18 protein-coding genes are annotated in these 19,231 nt (G+C 48.1%); 8 read left to right on the forward strand and 10 right to left on the reverse strand.

Annotated features, from left to right (window positions below; translation table 11 throughout):
- Nucleotides 1-30: 30 nt before the first annotated feature.
- From NO559_RS13665 to NO559_RS13690, 6 genes are all read right to left on the reverse strand, one after another.
- The gene (locus NO559_RS13665; RefSeq protein ID WP_258332422.1) at nt 31-1,284 is read right to left on the reverse strand and encodes a Y-family DNA polymerase; all 1,254 of its coding nucleotides are present in this window, start codon (nt 1,282-1,284) and stop codon (nt 31-33) included.
- On the reverse strand, nt 1,268-1,666 hold the full coding sequence (locus tag NO559_RS13670) for a LexA family transcriptional regulator (RefSeq protein WP_258332423.1): 399 nt from the start codon (nt 1,664-1,666) through the stop codon (nt 1,268-1,270). The genes NO559_RS13665 and NO559_RS13670 overlap by 17 nt, the downstream gene beginning before the upstream one ends.
- A 524-nt stretch (nt 1,667-2,190) precedes the next feature.
- Complete coding sequence (locus tag NO559_RS13675) at nt 2,191-2,730, reverse strand: NADPH-dependent FMN reductase (RefSeq protein ID WP_258332424.1); 540 nt, start codon at nt 2,728-2,730, stop codon at nt 2,191-2,193.
- An 88-nt stretch (nt 2,731-2,818) separates the two neighbouring features.
- A complete protein-coding gene (locus NO559_RS13680; protein WP_258332425.1) occupies nt 2,819-3,475 on the reverse strand; it encodes a carbonic anhydrase in 657 nt (218 codons plus the stop codon).
- Nucleotides 3,476-3,571: 96 nt separating this feature from the next.
- Entirely contained in the window at nt 3,572-5,377 is a 1,806-nt protein-coding gene (oadA, locus tag NO559_RS13685) for a sodium-extruding oxaloacetate decarboxylase subunit alpha (protein ID WP_258332426.1), read from the reverse strand.
- Nucleotides 5,378-5,443: 66 nt separating this feature from the next.
- The gene (locus NO559_RS13690; RefSeq protein ID WP_258332427.1) at nt 5,444-6,859 is read right to left on the reverse strand and encodes an acetyl-CoA carboxylase biotin carboxylase subunit; all 1,416 of its coding nucleotides are present in this window, start codon (nt 6,857-6,859) and stop codon (nt 5,444-5,446) included.
- A gap of 157 nt (nt 6,860-7,016) precedes the next feature.
- Between NO559_RS13690 and NO559_RS13695 the strand changes: the two genes are divergently transcribed.
- On the forward strand, nt 7,017-7,955 hold the full coding sequence (locus tag NO559_RS13695) for a LysR family transcriptional regulator (protein WP_258332428.1): 939 nt from the start codon (nt 7,017-7,019) through the stop codon (nt 7,953-7,955).
- A 77-nt stretch (nt 7,956-8,032) separates the two neighbouring features.
- Here NO559_RS13695 and NO559_RS13700 read toward each other — a convergent pair whose 3' ends face one another.
- Entirely contained in the window at nt 8,033-8,620 is a 588-nt protein-coding gene (locus NO559_RS13700; protein ID WP_258332429.1) for a PEP-CTERM sorting domain-containing protein, read from the reverse strand.
- A 304-nt stretch (nt 8,621-8,924) separates the two neighbouring features.
- Between NO559_RS13700 and NO559_RS13705 the strand changes: the two genes are divergently transcribed.
- The 3 genes from NO559_RS13705 (at nt 8,925) to NO559_RS13715 (ending at nt 11,421) form a co-directional block, all read left to right on the forward strand.
- The gene (locus tag NO559_RS13705; protein ID WP_258332430.1) at nt 8,925-9,911 is read left to right on the forward strand and encodes an amidoligase family protein; all 987 of its coding nucleotides are present in this window, start codon (nt 8,925-8,927) and stop codon (nt 9,909-9,911) included.
- A complete protein-coding gene (locus NO559_RS13710) occupies nt 9,884-10,549 on the forward strand; it encodes a gamma-glutamyl-gamma-aminobutyrate hydrolase family protein (protein WP_258332431.1) in 666 nt (221 codons plus the stop codon). The genes NO559_RS13705 and NO559_RS13710 overlap by 28 nt, the downstream gene beginning before the upstream one ends.
- Nucleotides 10,550-10,704: 155 nt before the next feature.
- Nucleotides 10,705-11,421 carry a pseudouridine synthase gene (locus tag NO559_RS13715; protein ID WP_258332432.1) on the forward strand — a complete coding sequence of 239 codons (717 nt, stop codon included), beginning with the start codon at nt 10,705-10,707 and terminating at the stop codon, nt 11,419-11,421.
- 134 nt (nt 11,422-11,555) lie between these two features.
- Here NO559_RS13715 and NO559_RS13720 read toward each other — a convergent pair whose 3' ends face one another.
- Nucleotides 11,556-12,581, reverse strand: a complete 1,026-nt coding sequence (locus NO559_RS13720; RefSeq protein WP_258332433.1) for a zinc-binding alcohol dehydrogenase family protein — start codon at nt 12,579-12,581, stop codon at nt 11,556-11,558.
- Between the two features lie 127 nt (nt 12,582-12,708).
- On the opposite strand from NO559_RS13720, the gene NO559_RS13725 reads away from it, so the two are divergent.
- The 4 genes from NO559_RS13725 to NO559_RS13740 all read left to right on the forward strand — a co-directional run bounded on the left by NO559_RS13725 (nt 12,709) and on the right by NO559_RS13740 (nt 17,539).
- Nucleotides 12,709-13,623 carry a LysR family transcriptional regulator gene (locus NO559_RS13725; RefSeq protein ID WP_258332434.1) on the forward strand — a complete coding sequence of 305 codons (915 nt, stop codon included), beginning with the start codon at nt 12,709-12,711 and terminating at the stop codon, nt 13,621-13,623.
- Nucleotides 13,624-13,656: 33 nt separating this feature from the next.
- On the forward strand, nt 13,657-13,911 hold the full coding sequence (locus NO559_RS13730) for a DUF2164 domain-containing protein (RefSeq protein WP_258332435.1): 255 nt from the start codon (nt 13,657-13,659) through the stop codon (nt 13,909-13,911).
- A gap of 92 nt (nt 13,912-14,003) precedes the next feature.
- A complete protein-coding gene (locus tag NO559_RS13735) occupies nt 14,004-16,337 on the forward strand; it encodes a DUF748 domain-containing protein (protein WP_258332436.1) in 2,334 nt (777 codons plus the stop codon).
- Nucleotides 16,338-16,486: 149 nt separating this feature from the next.
- Entirely contained in the window at nt 16,487-17,539 is a 1,053-nt protein-coding gene (locus NO559_RS13740) for a ketoacyl-ACP synthase III (protein ID WP_258332437.1), read from the forward strand.
- A 68-nt stretch (nt 17,540-17,607) separates the two neighbouring features.
- Here NO559_RS13740 and NO559_RS13745 read toward each other — a convergent pair whose 3' ends face one another.
- Nucleotides 17,608-18,276: an SCO family protein gene (locus NO559_RS13745; RefSeq protein ID WP_258332438.1), complete on the reverse strand. Its 669-nt coding sequence runs from the start codon at nt 18,274-18,276 to the stop codon at nt 17,608-17,610.
- Nucleotides 18,276-19,223, reverse strand: coding sequence for a heme o synthase (gene cyoE / locus NO559_RS13750; RefSeq protein WP_375542742.1), 948 nt, complete (start codon nt 19,221-19,223; stop codon nt 18,276-18,278). Before cyoE ends, NO559_RS13745 begins: the two co-directional genes overlap by 1 nt.
- Between the last annotated feature and the right edge of the window lie 8 nt (nt 19,224-19,231).

Consider the following 19,231-nt stretch of genomic DNA (forward strand, 5'->3'; position numbering starts at 1 on the left):
AGTAATTTTTAAACCCATACCCCTTGGCACTTAACACTTTATAAATGGTATATCTTCCCACCGTGTGGTGTAAGCGGGTGATAAAAATTGTTGCCGCATATGCCAGCGTTTGTTTGAGCCCTCTGCCCCCCAGTAAATTAAGCCTTGGCCATAGCGGCGATTTATTTTATCTACCGTTAACATTAGGGCATCGCATTGTGTCGTTTGTGCCCGCTGAAATAAATCTTGTTGCATATACTTGCGCTCGCTTAAATCTAACAGCCCTACACCGGCTTTTAAATAACGCTTACCTGTTTTATAAATTATTGCCAGGGCCTTGTTGGCGTGGGCGATAATAATTCGGCTATCGTCGGTGGGGTAGGGTAATTGCACAACTAATTGCTGGCTGTAGTAGTTAGCATCGTAGGGTGAGGTATTTATAAATACTTGCACGCTTTTGCAGTATTGCTTTTGCGCCCGCAGTTTTTCGCAGGCTCTGGCGGCATAGGCGCTAATAGCTTGTGCCAAGGGTTTTAGCTCTGTGGGTTTTTCACCAAATGAGCGGGTGCAAAATATTTGTTTTTTGGCGGCGGGTTGCAGCTCTAGCGATATAGCCGGGTTGCCATTTAACTCTGCTATGATGCGCTCTACATCAACACTAAACTGTTGCCGTAACTGCTTTGCATTGGCCGTGGCTAAATCATAAACAGTGCTTATATCCATGGCGTTTAGCCGCTTACCCAAGCGCTTGCCTATGCCCCACACTTTGGTAACAGGTAAGCGTTTTTGTAGCCACTGCCATTTTAGCGGGCTATCTAACAGGCATACGCCTTGGGTTTTGGGTATTTTTTTAGCGGCATGGTTGGCTAACTTGGCTAAGGTTTTAGTAGGGGCCATACCCACACTTACCGGCATGCGTATATCGCGCCAAACGGTTTGCTTTATGGTTTGGCCATAGGCTATGAGCGGCTCTTGCACACCTGCCAAGCATAAAAACATTTCGTCTATGGAATACACTTCTATATCGGGTGAATAGTTTTGCAGTGTGCTCATTACCTTATGGCTAATATCACCATATAGGCAGTAGTTACTGCTAAACACATGCACACCTTTTTGGCGCAGTAGCTGTGCGATTTTAAAAAAGGGCTGTAAGTCGGGTACGCCTAAGTTTTTTGCCTCTTTGCTGCGAGCAACAATACAACCATCGTTATTTGATAACACCACCACGGGCTGGCCACGCAGGTCGGGCCTAAATATTTGTTCGCAGCTAGCATAAAAGCTATTGCAATCAACTAAGGCGTACATGGTGACGTATAGAGTGTATTACTACGCCCTCTATAATTAGTTCGCTGTTTTCAGTGACGGCTATGGGTTTTATTTTGGGATTAGCGGCGACTAATTGCTGCTTGTGCTTATCTAAAATTTTACAGGTTAGCTCGCCGTCTAAGGCGGCAATAACAATATTGCCATGCTGGGGCTCTATGGCCCGGTCTACCACCAGGGTATCGCCATCAAAAATACCCCGGCCAGTCATGGAGTTACCCTGGGCTCTGGCTAGGTAGGTGGCGGCAGGGTGGCGTATAAGATGCTGATTAAGATCCAGACTATTTTCTAAAAAATCATCGGCGGCAGAGGGAAAGCCCGCCGCCACAGCGCTGCCATATTTGGGTAGAAGTAGTATTTTCATAGAACCACGTATACTGTATATAAATACAGTATACGTCAAGCTTAATATTTCACTCCCCCCAGCCCTTGCCCAGCTATAAGAAGCTGCTTAATAAATAGCCTTGTGCGATAAGGCGCATACGACACATAGCGATAGCTATATAGAGGCGTTAGTGTTTATATATTGCCTTGCTCATGGTTAGGCATTACACCGATAGGCGCCATGCCTAGCCATAAGCTGTTCTGATTTAAGACCGCCTACCTAGCTGGTGGGCTCCTACAATCTTACCAACACGTAAACTGAGAAACGTATGTCTAAAGGTCAAGATTCAAAAAAAGCGACGAAGAAGAAGCCCGAAAAAACCATGAAGGAAAAACGCAACGAGAAGAAGGAGAAAAAGGCCAATAAAAAATAAGGCCTTAAGACGCCAGTAACACATGCGGCACGCTATTTACTGCAAACTTCATGGCCAAGCTAACCATGAAGTTTGAGATAAACGGAGTGGGGAAATGCCCGCTATTAGCAATCGCTAGGACAGAGGCCTGTTAACGCACACGCTCAACCATATTGATAAAATCACTAACATGCCTATCTAGCCTTGCCATTATTTTGGGGTCGGAAATAGTCATGGCTTCATCAAATATTTGATCCACTTGGGTGATCATCATTTCATGGCAGGCTTGTATTTTTGATAGGGTTGAATCAAACACCAGCTTTAAATGCGCTTGGGCTCTAGCGCCACCCACAGGGCTAACCGCCTGGGTAATAATTGAGATGGGCATGTCTTTTAATGCGGAGTTAAATGCAGGCCTAGAGGCCCAGTCAATCGCATTTTTTAATACTGCCGGGATGCTGTGATTATATTCTGGGGTGCAACAAACTATGCCGTCGGCCTGGGCTATTTTGGCAAGAAAATCGCGGATGATTTCAGGCCTTTCTTTATTTAAATCCTCTGAATAAAAAGGCAGCTGATCTAATTTTACTATTTCGGTTTCGTGCTCACCAAAAAGGCCTGCTATATTTTTTAATATTGCCAGGCTTCTGCTATTGCTATGAAAGCTACCCGATAAAAAAATAAACTTCATTTTATGCTCGCTGTTCACTCACTGTAGTTTTCATAAATAGATTAAGCGCTGGCTGGCCAGCGCTTATGGCAACGTGATTAAACCTGCCTTACAAGGCTTCAATAATATCGGCATACACCTCGTCAAACTTTCTAAAGGTGCTGTCGTTGTGATTGCAGCAGCGTATGCCGCCTTTTTTGATGTTGTAGATCCAGCCGTGTATTTGCACTTTGCCGGTAGCCAGTTTGGCGGCTACCGCGGGGTGGGTGCGTATGTGCTGCACTTGCTGTAGTACATTTTCTTCTATGGCTTCGGTCATGTGTTCGGCATCTATGCACTGGTCATAGGGGATGCCGTGGCGCTCGCGCACTATTTCCATGGCCGAGCGGCAATGGCTTAGCCACTCTTTAACATGGGGCAGGCCGTTAAGTGCGTTTAGGTCCAGCGCACCTCTAATGGCACCGCAATCGGTGTGGCCACAAATAATAATATGCCTCACCCCCAGCACCGCCACAGCGTATTCTATAGAGGCGGTCATGCCGCCGGTTTCGTTGCTGTGCGGTGGGATAATATTACCCGCGTTGCGGCAGATAAATAAATCACCGGGGTCAGAGCCGGTGAGCATGTTGGGGTCTATGCGGGAGTCTGAGCAGGTAATAAACAATACATCGGGGTTTTGGCCATCTGCCAACGAGCCGAACAGGTCTTTGTTTTCGGGGTAAATATTTTTGCGAAAGTTGAGTACGCCTTTGATTATTTTTTCCACTGCGGTTCATCTCTGTTGCTAACTGTGAATTTCCCCGCTCGCGTGTAGGCCTACAGGCAAGCGGGCATTTTTTAGACAAGCTTGATCGGTTAGCTATCAGCCTATTTCTATTAACACTTCGCCGGGCGTTACTCTATCACCCTTGGCCACATGTATGGCTTTTACTGTGCCAGCGATATTAGCATGAATTTCGGTTTCCATTTTCATGGCTTCGGCCACTAGCACTGATTGCCCTGCCGCTACCTGCTGGCCTACTTGTACCATAACTTCTACCACATTACCCGGCATAGTGGTGCTAACGTGGCCGGGCTCGCTGGCGTGTTTGCGGCCGCTGTCGCCTTGGTGCTGGTATTCGTTTAGCGGCTCGAAGATGACCTCTTCGGGCATGCCATCCAAGGACAGGTATAGCTTGCGCTTACCGGCCTCGTGGCCACCTACGCCGGTGATGGCTACATCGTAAACCTCACCGTGTACGGCAATTTTAAATTCTGAGGCACCGGCTTGTTTCAGCTTGCTGTCTTTGGCGCTGGCTACTGGCAATAGCTCTTCGGGTTTAAGGCTGCCCTCGGCACGCTGCTGCAAAAACTCGCGCCCCAAGTCGGGGAACATGGCGTAGGTAAGCACATCCTCTTCCGACTGGGCTAGGCTGCCTATGTCGGCACGCAGCTTGTTAAGCTCGGGCTGCAGTAAATCGGCGGGGCGGCCCACATCCACATGCTCGCTGCCTATGGCTTGCTTAAGCAGCTCTTCATTTACCTTGGCGGGGGCCGCACCATAGCCGCCTTGCAGGTAGCGCTTTACTTCGTTGGTAATGGTTTTGTAGCGCTGGCCGGCCAGCACATTATAAACCGCCTGGGTGCCTACTATCTGTGAGGTAGGGGTCACTAGCGGTGGGTAGCCTAGGTCTTTGCGCACCTTGGGGATTTCGGCAAACACTTGTTGGATTTTATCCAGCGCGTTTTGCTCTTTTAATTGGTTGGCCAGGTTGGACATCATGCCACCGGGCACTTGGTTAATCTGCACGGATACATCTTCGCGGGTAAATTCGCTTTCAAACTGGTGATACTTTTTGCGCACCTCCCTAAAGTATTCGGCGATTTCGCTAAGCAGCGCTAAATCCAAGCCGGTATCGTAGGGGCTGTCTTTTAAGGCGGCCACTTGCGCCTCGGTGGCGGGGTGGCTGGTGCCGTTGGCAAAGGCGGAGATGGCGGTATCTATGTGGCTGGCACCGGCCTCTATGGCTTTAAGCTGGCATAGCGGTGCCAAACCGGCGGTGGAGTGGCTGTGTACCACTACCGGCACATCTAGCTCGGCGGTAAGGGCTTTGACCAAATCGTAGGTGGCGTAGGGGGTTAGCAAACCGGCCATGTCTTTAATGGCGATGGAGTCTGCGCCCATATCGCGCATGGCATGGGCCTGCTGCACAAAAAGTTCGGGGGTATGCACAGGGCTGGTGGTGTAGCAAATGGTGCCCTGAGCATGCTTGCCCGCTTTTTTGACCGCTTTCATGGCGGTTTCTAGGTTGCGTACGTCGTTAAGGGCATCAAACACGCGAAATACATCTATGCCGTTTTCTGCTGACTTGGCCACAAAGGCCTCTACCACATCATCGGCATAGTGGCGGTAGCCCAAGAGGTTTTGGCCGCGCAGTAGCATTTGCAGGCGGGTGTTGGGTAGGGCGGCACGCAGCTGGCGCAGGCGCTGCCAGGGGTCTTCTTTTAAAAAGCGCACACAGGCATCAAAGGTGGCGCCGCCCCATACCTCTAGCGACCAGTAGCCTACTTGGTCTAGTTTGTCGCATATGGGCAGCATGTCTTCGGTGCGCATGCGGGTGGCAATTAGCGATTGGTGGGCATCGCGCAATATCACATCGGTGACGGCTACGGCGGTTGGCTTGGTCATGGTTGGTTTCTCCTGCGCAAGCTGGGCTTGCGGCAATGGTTATTCTTGATGTTGTTAAGTTAGGGCTTACCAGCCTGCATAAGCAGCAATGGCGGAGGCTAAGGCGAGTGCCGTTTCGCTGGGGTGGCGCTTATCGGAATAGTTGAGCAGCTCGGGGTGGCTGGGCACAAAGCTGGTATCAAAGTTGGCCGCGGCAAAATCAGGGTGCTGCAAGATTTGCTGGTAATAGCTGGCGGTGGTTTTGATGCCGTGCAGGCGCATGTCATCCAGCGCACGCTTGCCACGGGCTACGGCCTCCTCCCAGGTTAGGGCCCACACCACTAGCTTGAGGCACATGGAGTCGTAATAGGGGGGGATTTCATAGCCGGTATAAATGGCGGTATCCACTCGCACACCGGGGCCGCCGGGAGCGTAGTAGTGGGAGATGCGGCCAAAGCTGGGTAAAAAGTCGTTTTTGGGGTCTTCGGCGTTGATACGAAATTGCAGGGCGTAGCCGCGATAGCTAATATCCTGCTGGCGGTAGCTCAGCTTTAGGCCTGCGGCTATGCGCAGCTGCTCGCGCACTATATCTACCCCGGTAATTTGCTCACTAATGGTGTGCTCTACCTGTACCCGGGTGTTCATCTCCATAAAGTACACTTCGTTACCCGCCAGCAAAAACTCTACGGTGCCGGCATTGGTATAGCCCACGGCCTCGGCTGCTTTAACGGCTAGGCCGCCTATGTACTGGCGCTGCTCTGGGGTGAGTTGGGGGCTGGGGGCAATTTCAATGAGCTTTTGGTTGCGGCGCTGTATAGAGCAGTCGCGCTCGTATAGGTGCACCACGTTGCCGTGGCTGTCGGCCAGTATTTGCACCTCTATGTGGCGCGGATTAACTATGCACTTTTCCATAAACACTTCGGCAGAGCCAAAGGCTTTGGTGGCCTCGGAGATAACGCGGGGGTATTGCTGTTTGAGCTCTTCGGCGCTGTCGCAGCGGCGTATGCCGCGGCCGCCACCGCCAGAGGTGGCTTTGACCATCACCGGGTAGCCTATCTCGGCAGCTAGGGCTAAGGCTTCATCAATATCAGCTAGGTTGCCCTCTGAGCCGGGGGTAATGGGCACACCGGCTGCACGCATGGCATCGCGGGCTTGGGTTTTGTCGCCCATTTGATGGATTAACTCGGAGCGTGGGCCTATAAACGTCACCCCGTTTTGCTCACACAGGCGGGCGAACTCAGCATTTTCTGATAAAAAACCGTAGCCGGGGTGTATGGCATCACAGCCGGTCTCTAAGGCTAGGTTGACTATGCGCAGTGGGTCTAAGTAGCCCGCTAATGGATCTTCACCCAGTGAGTAGGCCTCATCGGCGCGCTTGACATGCAGGGCGTAGCGGTCGGGCTCGGTATAAATGGCGGTGGAACGTATACCCATTTCGGCACAGGCCCGCACTATGCGCACGGCTATCTCGCCACGGTTGGCAATTAATACTTTTTTTAACATGCTGCTCTCTCGGCTCAGTTGCTACTGGCTGCGTTATTCGACCTTTAGGTTAAGGATTGCTGGCCATGCTACCTCTACGCCTTAATAAGTTAAAATTGATATTATTTGGTTTATCTATAAGGTATTACTTATAGATAAATAGAAAACGACCCAGATTATGCCCCTATCCATTAAAAACCTTATCGGCCGCCTCACTTTTAGGCAGCTGCAAATCTTTAAGGCGGTATACGAACTGCAAAGCTACAGCAAAGCCGGGGATCTATTAGGCTTAACCCAGCCCGCTGTTAGCAGCCAGATACGCCAGCTGGAGCAAGCCCTAGAGCAAACCCTGTTTGAATACGTGGGGCGGCGGCTGTTTTATACCGCTGCTGGCGAGCGGCTGGCGCTAAGCATTAATACGATTTTTACTGAATTGGGTGACCTGCAAACGGATATGGCGGCTCTCAAGGGGCAGGTAGCCGGTGAGCTGAAGTTAGTCGCGGTAAACACCGCACAGTATGTAGTGCCCTATATGCTGCGCGCCTTTCTTAACCTGCACCCGCAAATCAATGTGAGCGTAAAAGTAGTAAACCGCGCCACCGCCCTGCAGCGGCTCAGCGACAACAGCGATGACTTGGTGATTATGGCCATGGTGCCCAACGACAAACCCTTCACCTCGCTACCGTTTTTAGATAACGAGCTAGTGCCGGTTTTGCCCCAGGGCCACCCCTTGCTGCAACAAGCCAGTATCAGCCCACAAGAGTTTTTAGATAGCCAATTGCTAATGCGCGAGCCGGGCTCGGGTAATAGGCTGGCACTGGAGCTGCACTGCCAACAGCAACGCCTGCGCATTAAGCCCAGTATGGAGCTGGGCTCTAATGACGCCATTAAGCACGCGGTAATGGCAGGGTTAGGAGTAGCGGTATTGCCCAAGCTCAGCATATTGCCGGAGCTAGAACTGGGTAAATTGAACATTGCCAATATTGCTGGCTTTCCGCTGCGCCGCAGCTGGTGTGTGGTGTATCCGCAGGCCAAGCACCTCACCCCCAGCATGCAGGCGTTTTTGGATTATATTCAGCAGAACATTAAGCAGTTTGAGCAGATATTTATAAACTAGGGGCGGTAAATAATGAATACGCCATAAACAACAAGGCCGCCCTAAAGGCGGCCTGGTAAGATCAAAAACTTGAAGGTTTAGCTTTTTCTGACGCGGGCAACAGCTGTTACCACTAGCCCCATTAGTAGCAGACCTATAGTGCTGGGCTCAGAAACGCTAGCCGTGTTAACAATATTAAGAACATGGCCCGAACCGTTAGAGCGGAAGATATTATTAATGGCGCTGCCATCAGATAAAAAGCCTGTCACTTGCGCACCGGCGTAGCTATTAAAATTACCTAATACACTTAAACCATAACCTGTTACGGTTACTATGCTATCAAAGCCATTGGTAAAGAATTCACCGCCAAAGCTACCACCAGTAATGTTAATAATATGGTCTATACCGTTTAGTCTAATATCATTGGCTATTGACCCACCCATAATATTAGCTGTGTGATTAATGCCATTTAAAACACCTAGGTCACCCGTAATCAAGCCATCATAGATATTGGCGGTATAGCCAAAACCATTTAGCCCCAAGTTACCATTAACAACACCACCGGTTATCAAATCAACGTTATCACTATACACAGTACCTGCAGTTGGGCCGCTAATAACGATAGCATTAGCAGTTAGTGAAAATATTAACCCTAGGGCTGCGATAGATAGCTTTAGTGCTTTCATAGGTTTTCCTTAATTAATTAACAATAGAATCACTTAAGCAAAAATAACACCAAGAAAAAAACCAAATTAAATCAAACGCTTACAACAAGATCACTACAAGCCTGTAAATTTTACCGACAATTAGCTTAGCGCCCAGCAATAATTGAAATAGCCTTAGCTGTGCACCTACACACATAAATACGTCCAATAACCGCTTATTTTTTTATGTCGCTGTATAAACCGCCAAAGCGCTGCAGACCCCAACGTTAAGCGCTAAGCTATAGGCCTTAATTCACTTTGCCACTATTAATTTAGGATATTGGCTATGGCAAGTACCCTCGATTTTAAACTACCGCCGGTTATGCTTAATGCTAGCGGCCACCCCCGCCGGGTGGGATTTGAGCTGGAGTTTTCAGGGCTGAGCCTGGAGCAAGCGGCCAGTGCCATTTTGACCACACTGGGCGGCACCATAGTGCAGCAAACCGCTGCCGAACAGGTGATAAGGGTAGATGCGCTGGGTGACTTTACGGTTGAAATTGATTGGAGTTACCTAAAACGTATAGCCGCTGAAAAAGGGCAAAGCGGTGAAAACGAAGAGTGGCTTAGCTTACTCAGCAGTGCTGCCAGTGTATTAGTACCCATAGAGGTGGTGTGCCCGCCTATCGCCATAGAGGCATTAAATACCTTGCAGCCTATGGTTGCTGCCCTGCGCCAAGCTGGCGCGGTGGGCACGGAAGAGTCTTTATTGGCGGCCTACGGTGTACATATTAACCCCGAGTTGCCCAACCTAGATGCGACTACGATATTTTCTTACCTACGCGCGTTTGCATTGTTGCAGTGGTGGTTGGTGGACGCCCATGATGTAAATGCCAGCCGCAAAATAAGCCCCTATATCGATTTGTATTCCAACCAGTATATAGCGCTATTACTGTCACGCAGCCAACCCAGCATGGACACACTTTTTTCAGATTATTTGGCCTATAACGCCTCTCGTAATCGCGCCTTAGATTTGTTGCCGCTATTTGCAGAAATCTATCCTAAGAGGCTGCGGCTAGTCGTTGATGACCCCAGAATTAAAGCTAGGCCCACCTTTCATTATCGTTTACCCAACTGCAATATTGAGCATGAAGATTGGTCTTTGGCTCAATCATGGAATCTCTGGTGGGTGGTTGAGGCATTAGCACAGCGCCACGATGACCTTGATGCCTTAGGCCAAATATTTGTGCAGGAAAACCAAGCTATCACCGGGGTAAATCGCAAAAAATGGCTAGAGCGTATTGATCTATGGTTAACAAAACACGCATTGGTGTAACCGGTAACGCCAAGCGCTGGTCTCCCAGCTGGTATTGCACCGCACTGGCCTTGCAGCTAGCGGGCGCTAGCGCGCATCGCATTAGCACCCGTCACACACCCAAGCACGATAATTTTGATGCGCTTATTATTGGTGGCGGCGATGATATTAGCCCCGAGCATTACCAAGGCGATATGCAGCAACCCGTTACCCTGGATACTGAGCGCGACCAGTTAGAAATTGAGTGTATAGAAAAAGCATTAAACCAGCGCCTGCCGCTTTTAGGCATATGCCGTGGCGCACAACTCATTAATGTGGTGTTAGGCGGCAATCTACACCAGGATATCAGGCCCATACGCCAACTCACCTATAACCGCCCAGGGCTATTGGCCACTAAGCAGGTGCGTTTAGCCGCTGAATCTACTCTTGCCGCTATATGCGGTAAAACCCGTTTGCGCGTTAATAGCTTGCATCATCAAGCCGTAAAAAACCCCGGTGCCGAGCTCAAGATAGTCGGCTGGGACCTGGACAATATTAGCCAGGCGATTGAATCTGACAAATATCCCATTATCGGTGTGCAATGGCACCCGGAATATCTTTTTTATTTGCCTGCGCAGTTTGCTTTGTTTCGCTGGCTGGTCAAACAACAGCAGGCTTAAACGCTAGCGACGCTAGATTAACCCCAGTATTTGTTTGCCTTGCTTAAATCACTGTACACTCTGCAACTCTAGCCGTATAAAAATAGAGATCTGTAATATGTGCCGTCATTATTGTGTAAGCCTTAGCTCCCCAGCAAAAACTATCCAGCCATACTGTGAGATCTAAACGCGCCCGCCTAGACCGCTTTTTAAGTGGCCAGCTCAATATTAGCCGTAAAGATGTGCGCTTGTTACTGGCGCAGGGGCGCGTGCAGCTAGACCAGCAAGTCGCTACCAGTATTCAACAGCCGGTTGATGAATACACACACGTGCAATTTGATGATCAAGTTTTGCAAGCAAACAGCCCTAGCTATATTCAATTACATAAACCCCAAGGCGTGGTTAGCGCCACTAAGGATGAAAAACATAAAACGGTTATCGACTTACTGCCTAGCGGCTGCGCTGATAATTTACACATAGTCGGGCGTTTAGATTTTAATTCTACAGGCTTATTACTACTAACCAATGACGGCCGTTGGTCGCGTCGCTTAAACAGCCCAGAGCAGCCTATTAAAAAACGTTATAGGGTTACCCTCGATAAGCCTATTAGCCAAGCGCTGATAACTGCCTTTGCCCAAGGCATTTACTTTGCCTATGAAAATGTCATCACCAAGCCAGCCACATTGAATAGCTTAACCAGCCACAGCGCCGAAGTGATTTTGGTGGAAGGCCGCTACCATCAGATCAAACGCATGTTTGGCCATTTCAATATCACCGTTTTAAGCTTGCACCGGGACTCGGTGGGCAGCCTAATGCTAGACGAGGATTTATTGCCAGGGCAAAGCCGTGATTTATCTATGCAGGAGGTGCAGGGTATTTTTAATCCAACCTAGTTGTTGTATTAAACCTAAAGCTAGCAATTACCAGCTGGGTATTAATATTGACAGAATATTTTTTACTAAAAAATTGTTGAGCCTGCTATTACGCAAACTCAACAATAACGACTATTAAAACTAGGTTTACTACTTTAGAAACCCTCTAACACTATCTTGCCAATAGAGCGGCCACTCTCTAGCTCTTGGTGTGCCGCCTTAAGGTTACTGGCATTAATCGCGCCCAGGTTTTTGCCTAACGTGGTTTTGATATGATTTTGGTCTATAAGCTCCGACACCTGATTTAATAAACGGCTTTGCTCAATCATATCGTCAGCATTAAACATAGAGCGAGCAAACATAAACTCCCAGTGTAACGATAGGCTTTTCATTTTAAGTTTACTGATATCAATATTTTGCGGATCATCAATCATGGCGATTTTGCCAAAAGGCGCTAATAGCTCGGTATAACTTTCAAAATAATTGCCTGTGCCGTTTAAGCTAGCTACGTGGGTCACTGCACCTATATTCAACGCGGCAATTTGTGCTGGCAGTGGCTTGCTGTGGTCTACCACATAGTCAGCCCCTAATTGCTGCACCCATTCTTTAGAGCTGGGGCGTGAAGCGGTAGCGATAATGGTGGCACCGGTAATGGCTTTAGCAATTTGTATCAAAATAGAGCCTACACCACCGGCAGCACCTACCACTAAAATCACCTCTTTCGATTTTTCGTTAGTGCCAGCTGCTTGCTTCTTTATGGCTAAATGCTCAAATAAAATTTCCCAGGCGGTGATAGCAGTTAAGGGCAGAGCCGCTGCCTCTGCATCAGACAAGGTTTTAGGTTTGTGGCCCACGATGCGCTGGTCCACCAATTGGTATTCGGCATTGCTACCCGCACGGGTAAGGTCGCCCGCGTAATACACCACATCGCCCACCTTAAACTGGCTGACGTCCTCACCTGTAGCCACTACCTCACCCACGGCATCCCAGCCCAGCACTTTGTGCTCGCCCTCGGCAGGGGGCATATTAAGGCGCACTTTGTAATCAACGGGGTTGACGGCTATGGCCTTGACCTTAACCAGCAGGTCTTGGCCGCTAGCGACAGGCTGGGGCAGCTCTAGATCGAATAATGATTGGGCATCAGTAATCGGTAATGACTTGGTATATGCAATCGCTTTCATGGTATGTCCTCTTGTGTTTCCCCTAAGACCAGCCTAGGGCTTAATAACGGTATGGGGCTATTATTGAGCAAGCTTTACATGCTATAAACAGGTCTATAGACAAGACATAATCAAAATATTTTTGACAATGAACACTAATGACCTCGCGCTTTTTATTCAAATTGCCGATAACAACAGTATTTCCCGAGCTGCCGAGCAGCTGGATATCAGCACCGCTACCGCCAGTGCCGCATTGCAACGCCTAGAAAAACAACTGCAAGCACAGCTATTTATACGCTCCACCCGGCGCTTACGTATCACCGCGGCGGGAGAGCGTTTTTTAATCTACTGTCGCGAAGCGTTAAGCCAGTTGGATGCCGGCAAAGCCTCGCTACATGCCTTGCAGGGAAAGGTGGCAGGAGAGCTAAGAATTTCGGCCCCTTCTGATTTGGGGCGCAATCTGCTGCTAGACTGGATAGACGAGATTATGGCGCAGCACCAAGACCTATCCATTAGCTTAACCCTGGGAGACTCCATCGCTGACTTCTTCCTAGATAATATAGACTTGGCCATACGCTATGGTGCCTTAGAGGATTCCTCCATGGTGGCTTTTAAGCTGGCTGAAACCGAGGGCATACTGTGTGCCTCCCCCTCTTACTTGGCTAAGCACGGCAGCCCGCAGCAACCCAATGACTTAAGCCAGCACAATTGCCTGCTTTACCAACGCAATAATCGCCTGCACGATTTATGGGAGTTTAGCGCCAGCAGTGCTGCAGGGGTCGCCCCTGTAAAGGTTAGCGTATCGGGAGATCGCAGCAGCAATGACAGCGAGGTAGTGCGCCGCTGGGCAGTAGCAGGTAGGGGTATAGCCTATAAATCCCACTTTGATATGGCCGACGATTTACGCCATGGCCGAGTTGTGAGGGTGTTAGCTGATTATGCTTTGCGCCCAGCCCAACTGCATTTAATTTGCCCTAACCGCAAACAAATAACCCCGGCTATGTTACTGTTGCGCGACATTTTTAGAGATAAGTTTGCCCAGCTCAACAATCAGCAAACCTAAGCCCTTATTACAGTAATATTCCGATAAACTGTTATGACTGACATACAATTTTCAACTGACGAAAAAGAGCGCATAGTTCACAAAGTTAAAAGCTATTTTAACGACGAGCTAGAGCAAGACATAGGCAGCTTTGAGGCAGAGTTTTTACTTGATTTTTTCGCCAAAGAAATTGGCGCTTATTTTTATAATCGCGGTTTACAAGATGCACAAATGCTATTCACTGAAAAAGTCGAAGAGATAAGTTACTTAGTGCAAGAGTTAGAAAAGCCTACTGATTATAAAAAATAGTTGCCACGGTTAAAACTGGCTAATGGCCAGCGATTTTTATTAGCCTGTTTATTTGCAGCATTAACTAAACCATCACCGTACTGATTATCTTTATGACTATACCTGCCGCTTTACGCTCTAAACTCAGTAAACTTAGCCTTGCAGTTATTATTGTGCTGGCACTGCTACCTGAACTGCTGCGCTTTGCATTAATACAAGCCACACCTAAAATGGGCTGGGGTGAATTAAGCATAGACGACATTAACCTCAATCTATTTACCGCCAATATAGAAATAGAACAACTAGCACTTAAGCAACAAGGCCAGCCAGCCCTAACATTAAAAAAACTCAGCCTAGACTTAGATTGGTGGCAAACACTTAATGGCGTAGTCACTATAGAAGCCGTGGCCATAGATGGCCTGCAAGCACAGCTTAGCCAACTCAGTAATGGCCAGTGGCAACTGCTAATACCGCCAGCCGATACCACAGCAACAGCTAAACAAACAGAAAGCGCTTTGCTACTACCAGCGCTTACCTTACAGCAATTCAAACTCAGCAATAGCTCGCTAGATGTACACGGCCAAACCTTAACGGGTAAATTTAGTATAACGCAGCTACAGCTACAGCAGTTCAGCACCGTGCATGAGCAGCCTTTAGATTTACAAATAACTGCCGCTTGGAACAATGCCCCCATTACGCTAGCTGCCACCGGCAATATTCAATCCCAGCAACAGCAGCTAGTGGGTACATTAACACTGCAAAAACTACAGCTTAAAGATTTTGCGCAATTACTGGATTTAGATATCAGCGCACTGACACAGCTAAACATTACTTTTAATACTCAGCGCAACCAACAAGGCGATATCAGTGCTGAAATAGACGGCACAGTCGTTATAGAACAGGCCAAAGCCCGCTATAGAACACTAGTCCTGAATAACCAGCAACTGCAATGGCAGGGTAAAATCAACTTGGCTAAACAAGCTGATACTATTAACTATAACAGCAGCCACAATATAAGCATTAGTGAACTACAACTCATTAACAATAGTAATCAACAAGCACTGGCTCAGTTTAAGCAGCTAGCGCTTAAGGAACTAACTCTAGACCAAAATCTTGCTACGGCCGCCACTAGCTTACGCCTTGATAATTTACAATTGCTACCGCAAAAAGATGATAAAGACGCTAAATTTTATAATGGCTTGTTTCTGGCTGATAGTATTACTTATGCCCCGGATAGAGGCCTGGCAATTAAGCAAATCACAATTAATGACAGCCAGTACCACGCTTTAATTAATGACCAAGGTGAACTAGCTATCAACCCCATCAGCCAGTCATTGATTGCTGATTTTAATAACGCGGCTAGCACTGGCAGTACCAATAAACCCGTAGCCAAAACTAACGATGACAACAGCCGCAAACCCCTAGCCTTTGCTATTAATAACATTATGCTAGGCGGCGAAAGTTATTTATTTTTTGAAGATCAACGCTTTCAACCCAGCGTTAAACAAAAGCTACAGCTTAAAAATTTGTCGATAGCAAATATAACCAACCATGGCACCAACCAAACAGCTGCCATTAATTTAGACGCCGCCATGGGTGAGTTTTCTCAAATCCAGGCCAGCGGCGACATGGCCTTATTTTCTACGCCAGCCAGCGTTAATATTAAAGGCACTATGGAGGCCATAGAGCTAACTGATATTTCACCTTATGCCGAATCTTATTTAGGTTACCAATTTAGTAAAGGCCAGCTAGACCATAAATTTACTGTTGCGCTTGCCGACCAACAGCTAAACGCCAGCAATAAACTCACCATCAGGCAGTTAGAATTACAGGCAGCCAAAAAGAATAAAAACCCCAGCATACAGCGTAAGTTAAATATTCCACTGGATATGGCCTTAAATGTTTTGCGCGACCGCAATAATAATATTGAATTAGAAATACCCATCAAAGGCCCTGTAGATAAACTGGGAATAGGGCTTAGCGATATTGTTAATGAGGCGCTCAGTAATTCGCTAGTGAGCGGTGCGACCCATTACCTAAAATATACCCTGCAACCCTATAGCAGTATTTTATTGGCCGCCGAATATTTAGGAGAGAAAGCAACCAGCATTAAACTACAAGCGATGGAATTTGAACCGGGCAAAGCCGAGCTTGCTGACAATATCAATGACTACGCCAAAAAAGTGGTGCTGCTTATGCAACAACGGCCCCAGTTAAGTTTGAGCCTATGCGGTAGCGCCAATGCCAAAGATAAAACCGCACTGGCAAGCAGCCACAACAACGACGAAAGCCAGGTTGCCGACACGCAGCTTATACAACTGGCCGAGCAACGCAGCAAAGCGGTGAAAAGTATTTTTATTGCCCAAGGCATAAGCAGCAAGCGCTTATATGTTTGCCAGGCCGGCTATAAAGCCAAAGGCCAACATGGGGTATTGCTAAGCTTGTAGTGACACAAGCTTGTACGTACTAGTAAAGCGCCACAGCCCGCGGTGGCTAAGGCTTGCGTATAAGCCAATGATAAAGGCGCTTTATGCTATTTTTTAGGCTACTGTTAACTCATACAATGCCTTGTTACTAAGAACAGCTTGAGACCACTATGCGTTATGCCAATATCACTGGCTGGGGCAAATGCCTGCCCCCCGCCATACTCAGCAACGACGACCTTGCTACCCTGTTAGATACCAACGACGAATGGATCACCACCCGCACCGGCATGAAAGAGCGCCGCATATCCCATGTGCCGGTGAGCAGCCTAGCCACTGTAGCCGCCGCCCGCGCGCTAGCCTGTGCCGGTAAACAGGCCACGGATGTAGAGCTGATTATTTTTGGCAGCACCACCTTTGACGAAATGTGCCCTAACGCCGCCTCCAATGTACAAAAGCAATTAGGCGCAGCTAATGCGGCCTGTATGGATGTGAATACCGCCTGCACCAGTGGCATGTATGCCCTGACTGTAGCCACCGCCATGATTAAAAGCGGGGTGGTAAACAATGCCATAGTGATAGGGGCGGAGGTGATTTCTACCGTCATGGACTGGAGCAATCGCAATGTCGCTGTATTATTTGGCGATGGTGCAGGGGCTTTTTATTTACAAGCTGATGCCCAAGAGTGTGGTGTGATTGCCGAGTCTCTGGGCTGCTATGGCGAGTCCCGCGAAATATTGGCGGTTAATGGCTGGGGCTTAAAAGAAGCCAAAAATGCCGTTATTAACAATCAACTACACTGGGCCTTTGAGGGCCAAGAGATATTTAAAAAAGCCGTTAGCGGTATGGATCAGGCCTGCCAAAAAGTTTTAGCCAAGTCAGAGATTAACGCCGATCAAATTGATTTAGTGGTGCCGCATCAAGCTAACCTACGCATTATCGACACCTTAGCCAAACGGCTAAAGCTGCCCCGCGACAAAGTATTTATTAACATACAGCGCTACGGCAATATGTCGGCAGCTACCGCACCGGTAGCATTAGTGGAGGCCATAGAAGAGGGCAGAGTTAAACCCAACAGTTTAGTGCTAATGCCCGCCTTTGGCGGTGGCCTGACCTGGTCGGCGCACCTACTACGCTGGGGTGAACGCACCCACAGCCTGGGTGAAAGCGATGTAGAGCTAGCGCCCTGCAATAAAACCGCGCTAGAACTTATTCGCCCAAACTAAATTTTTCCCTTGTAGCTTGTAGCTTGTAGCTTGTAGCTTGTAGCTTGTAGCTTGTAGCTTAAACAGTATTATTCAAACCAATACCGTATAGAACCGTAGGCCTTAGCCATCATGGTGACGTTTATGGGCGAACGGAAAAACCCCACATAATGCCCCTGCGGATTAATAATCGCCACATTGCCGCTGTGGTCGACCATATAGTTTTCACCACCGCCCGGTACTTTGGCAAAGGGAATATTGAGCTGAGTAGCAAAGCGGTGTATATCTAAAAACTCACCAGTTACGCCGGTAAATTCTTCGTGGAAAAACTTCACATACTGCTGCATTTTTTCGGGTGTGTCGCGGCCAGGATCTACCGACACCAAAATAACCTGGGTGTCATCGGCAAACTCTGTACCGGTTTGCTTATCGTAAAACTGCTTTAACTGCGCCATGGTAGTGGGGCAAATATCCGGGCAAAAAGTAAAACCAAAAAACACCAACGACCATTTACCCTGTAAATCTGCGGGTGTAAAAGCGCTGTTATCGCCTTTAACTAATTTAAAATCTTGCAGTGCTCTGGGGTTTTCAAACAAATAGGCACCATTATTTTTTATTTCTTCTTTGCTGAGTATAGGTGTGCGCGATAAGCCCTGTATAAACACAAACAAGACGATGGCAATAAAGCCTATAACGGCTGCTATTGTTAATTTTATGCCGCGCATTTGCTTACGGTTTAAACCATTATTATCAGCCATTACAGCACTACCTCACCTGCTCGTCTTACCACGGGAAATAAATAATGATCCGCTAACATAATCATATACAGCATCATTAAATATAAAATTGAAAACTTAAAAGTTGCCATGGGGGCTTTGGGTTTTTCGCGCATAATTTGTATAGCCCAGTATAAAAATATTAAACCCAATACCGTGGCGCCTATTAAATACAAAGGCCCACACATGCCGGTAGCAAAGGGCAATAAGGTTGCTGCAATTAACACTAAGGTGTACAGCATAATGTGGTAGGCGGTGTATTTAATGCCGTGGGTAACCGGCAACATGGGTATGCCTGCTTTGGCGTAATCATCACGCCTATGTATGGCTAGCGCCCAAAAATGGGGCGGCGTCCAAGCAAATACGATTAGCATTAATAACAGGCCATGGCCATCTACACTATTGGTTACCGCCACCCAACCTAGTAACGGCGGTGCCGCACCGGGCAGGCCACCGATCACTATATTTTGTGGCGTGGCTCGCTTTAGCCATAAAGTGTATACACCGGCATAACCCACCAGCGAGAAAAAAGTTAACCAAGCGGTAAGCTGGTTGATTTGCGTTAATAATATACCCATGCCCGTAATGGCCAGCACTGTGGCAAAAATAGCGGCTCCACTGCGGCTAACCCGGCCCTGTGCTACTGGCCGGTTATGGGTGCGCGCCATAATAATATCTATACGCTGATCCACTAAGTGATTGATCACGGCACCCGCTGCCGCACACAGGCCTATGCCTATATTGCCATACAGCAGTATTTGCCAAGGCACACTGCCGGGGGTGGCCATAAACATGCCTATTACCGACGTTAACAACATTAAGTAAACCACATTGGGTTTTGTTAATTCGTAATAGTCGCGCCAGTGCGCGCGTTGGGTAACGCTTTGCTGCAGGGTATTTGACATAGTACTTCTTTTTATTATCTCTATGAGTTTAG

The organism is Dasania sp. GY-MA-18, assembly GCF_024734385.1.
GTDB classification, from domain to species: Bacteria; Pseudomonadota; Gammaproteobacteria; order Pseudomonadales; family Dasaniaceae; genus Dasania; species Dasania phycosphaerae.

Coding starts and splice junctions, on each gene's coding strand:
- NO559_RS13705 (WP_258332430.1), top strand. CDS start 8,925: ATGGCAAGTACCCTCGATTTTAAACTACCGCCGGTTATGCTTAATGCT.
- NO559_RS13735 (WP_258332436.1), top strand. CDS start 14,004: ATGACTATACCTGCCGCTTTACGCTCTAAACTCAGTAAACTTAGCCTT.
- oadA (WP_258332426.1), bottom strand. CDS start 5,377: ATGACCAAGCCAACCGCCGTAGCCGTCACCGATGTGATATTGCGCGAT.
- NO559_RS13730 (WP_258332435.1), top strand. CDS start 13,657: ATGACTGACATACAATTTTCAACTGACGAAAAAGAGCGCATAGTTCAC.
- NO559_RS13695 (WP_258332428.1), top strand. CDS start 7,017: ATGCCCCTATCCATTAAAAACCTTATCGGCCGCCTCACTTTTAGGCAG.
- NO559_RS13665 (WP_258332422.1), bottom strand. CDS start 1,284: ATGTACGCCTTAGTTGATTGCAATAGCTTTTATGCTAGCTGCGAACAA.
- NO559_RS13725 (WP_258332434.1), top strand. CDS start 12,709: ATGAACACTAATGACCTCGCGCTTTTTATTCAAATTGCCGATAACAAC.
- NO559_RS13720 (WP_258332433.1), bottom strand. CDS start 12,581: ATGAAAGCGATTGCATATACCAAGTCATTACCGATTACTGATGCCCAA.
- NO559_RS13700 (WP_258332429.1), bottom strand. CDS start 8,620: ATGAAAGCACTAAAGCTATCTATCGCAGCCCTAGGGTTAATATTTTCA.
- NO559_RS13690 (WP_258332427.1), bottom strand. CDS start 6,859: ATGTTAAAAAAAGTATTAATTGCCAACCGTGGCGAGATAGCCGTGCGC.
- NO559_RS13745 (WP_258332438.1), bottom strand. CDS start 18,276: ATGGCTGATAATAATGGTTTAAACCGTAAGCAAATGCGCGGCATAAAA.
- NO559_RS13675 (WP_258332424.1), bottom strand. CDS start 2,730: ATGAAGTTTATTTTTTTATCGGGTAGCTTTCATAGCAATAGCAGAAGC.
- NO559_RS13670 (WP_258332423.1), bottom strand. CDS start 1,666: ATGAAAATACTACTTCTACCCAAATATGGCAGCGCTGTGGCGGCGGGC.
- NO559_RS13710 (WP_258332431.1), top strand. CDS start 9,884: ATGGTTAACAAAACACGCATTGGTGTAACCGGTAACGCCAAGCGCTGG.
- NO559_RS13740 (WP_258332437.1), top strand. CDS start 16,487: ATGCGTTATGCCAATATCACTGGCTGGGGCAAATGCCTGCCCCCCGCC.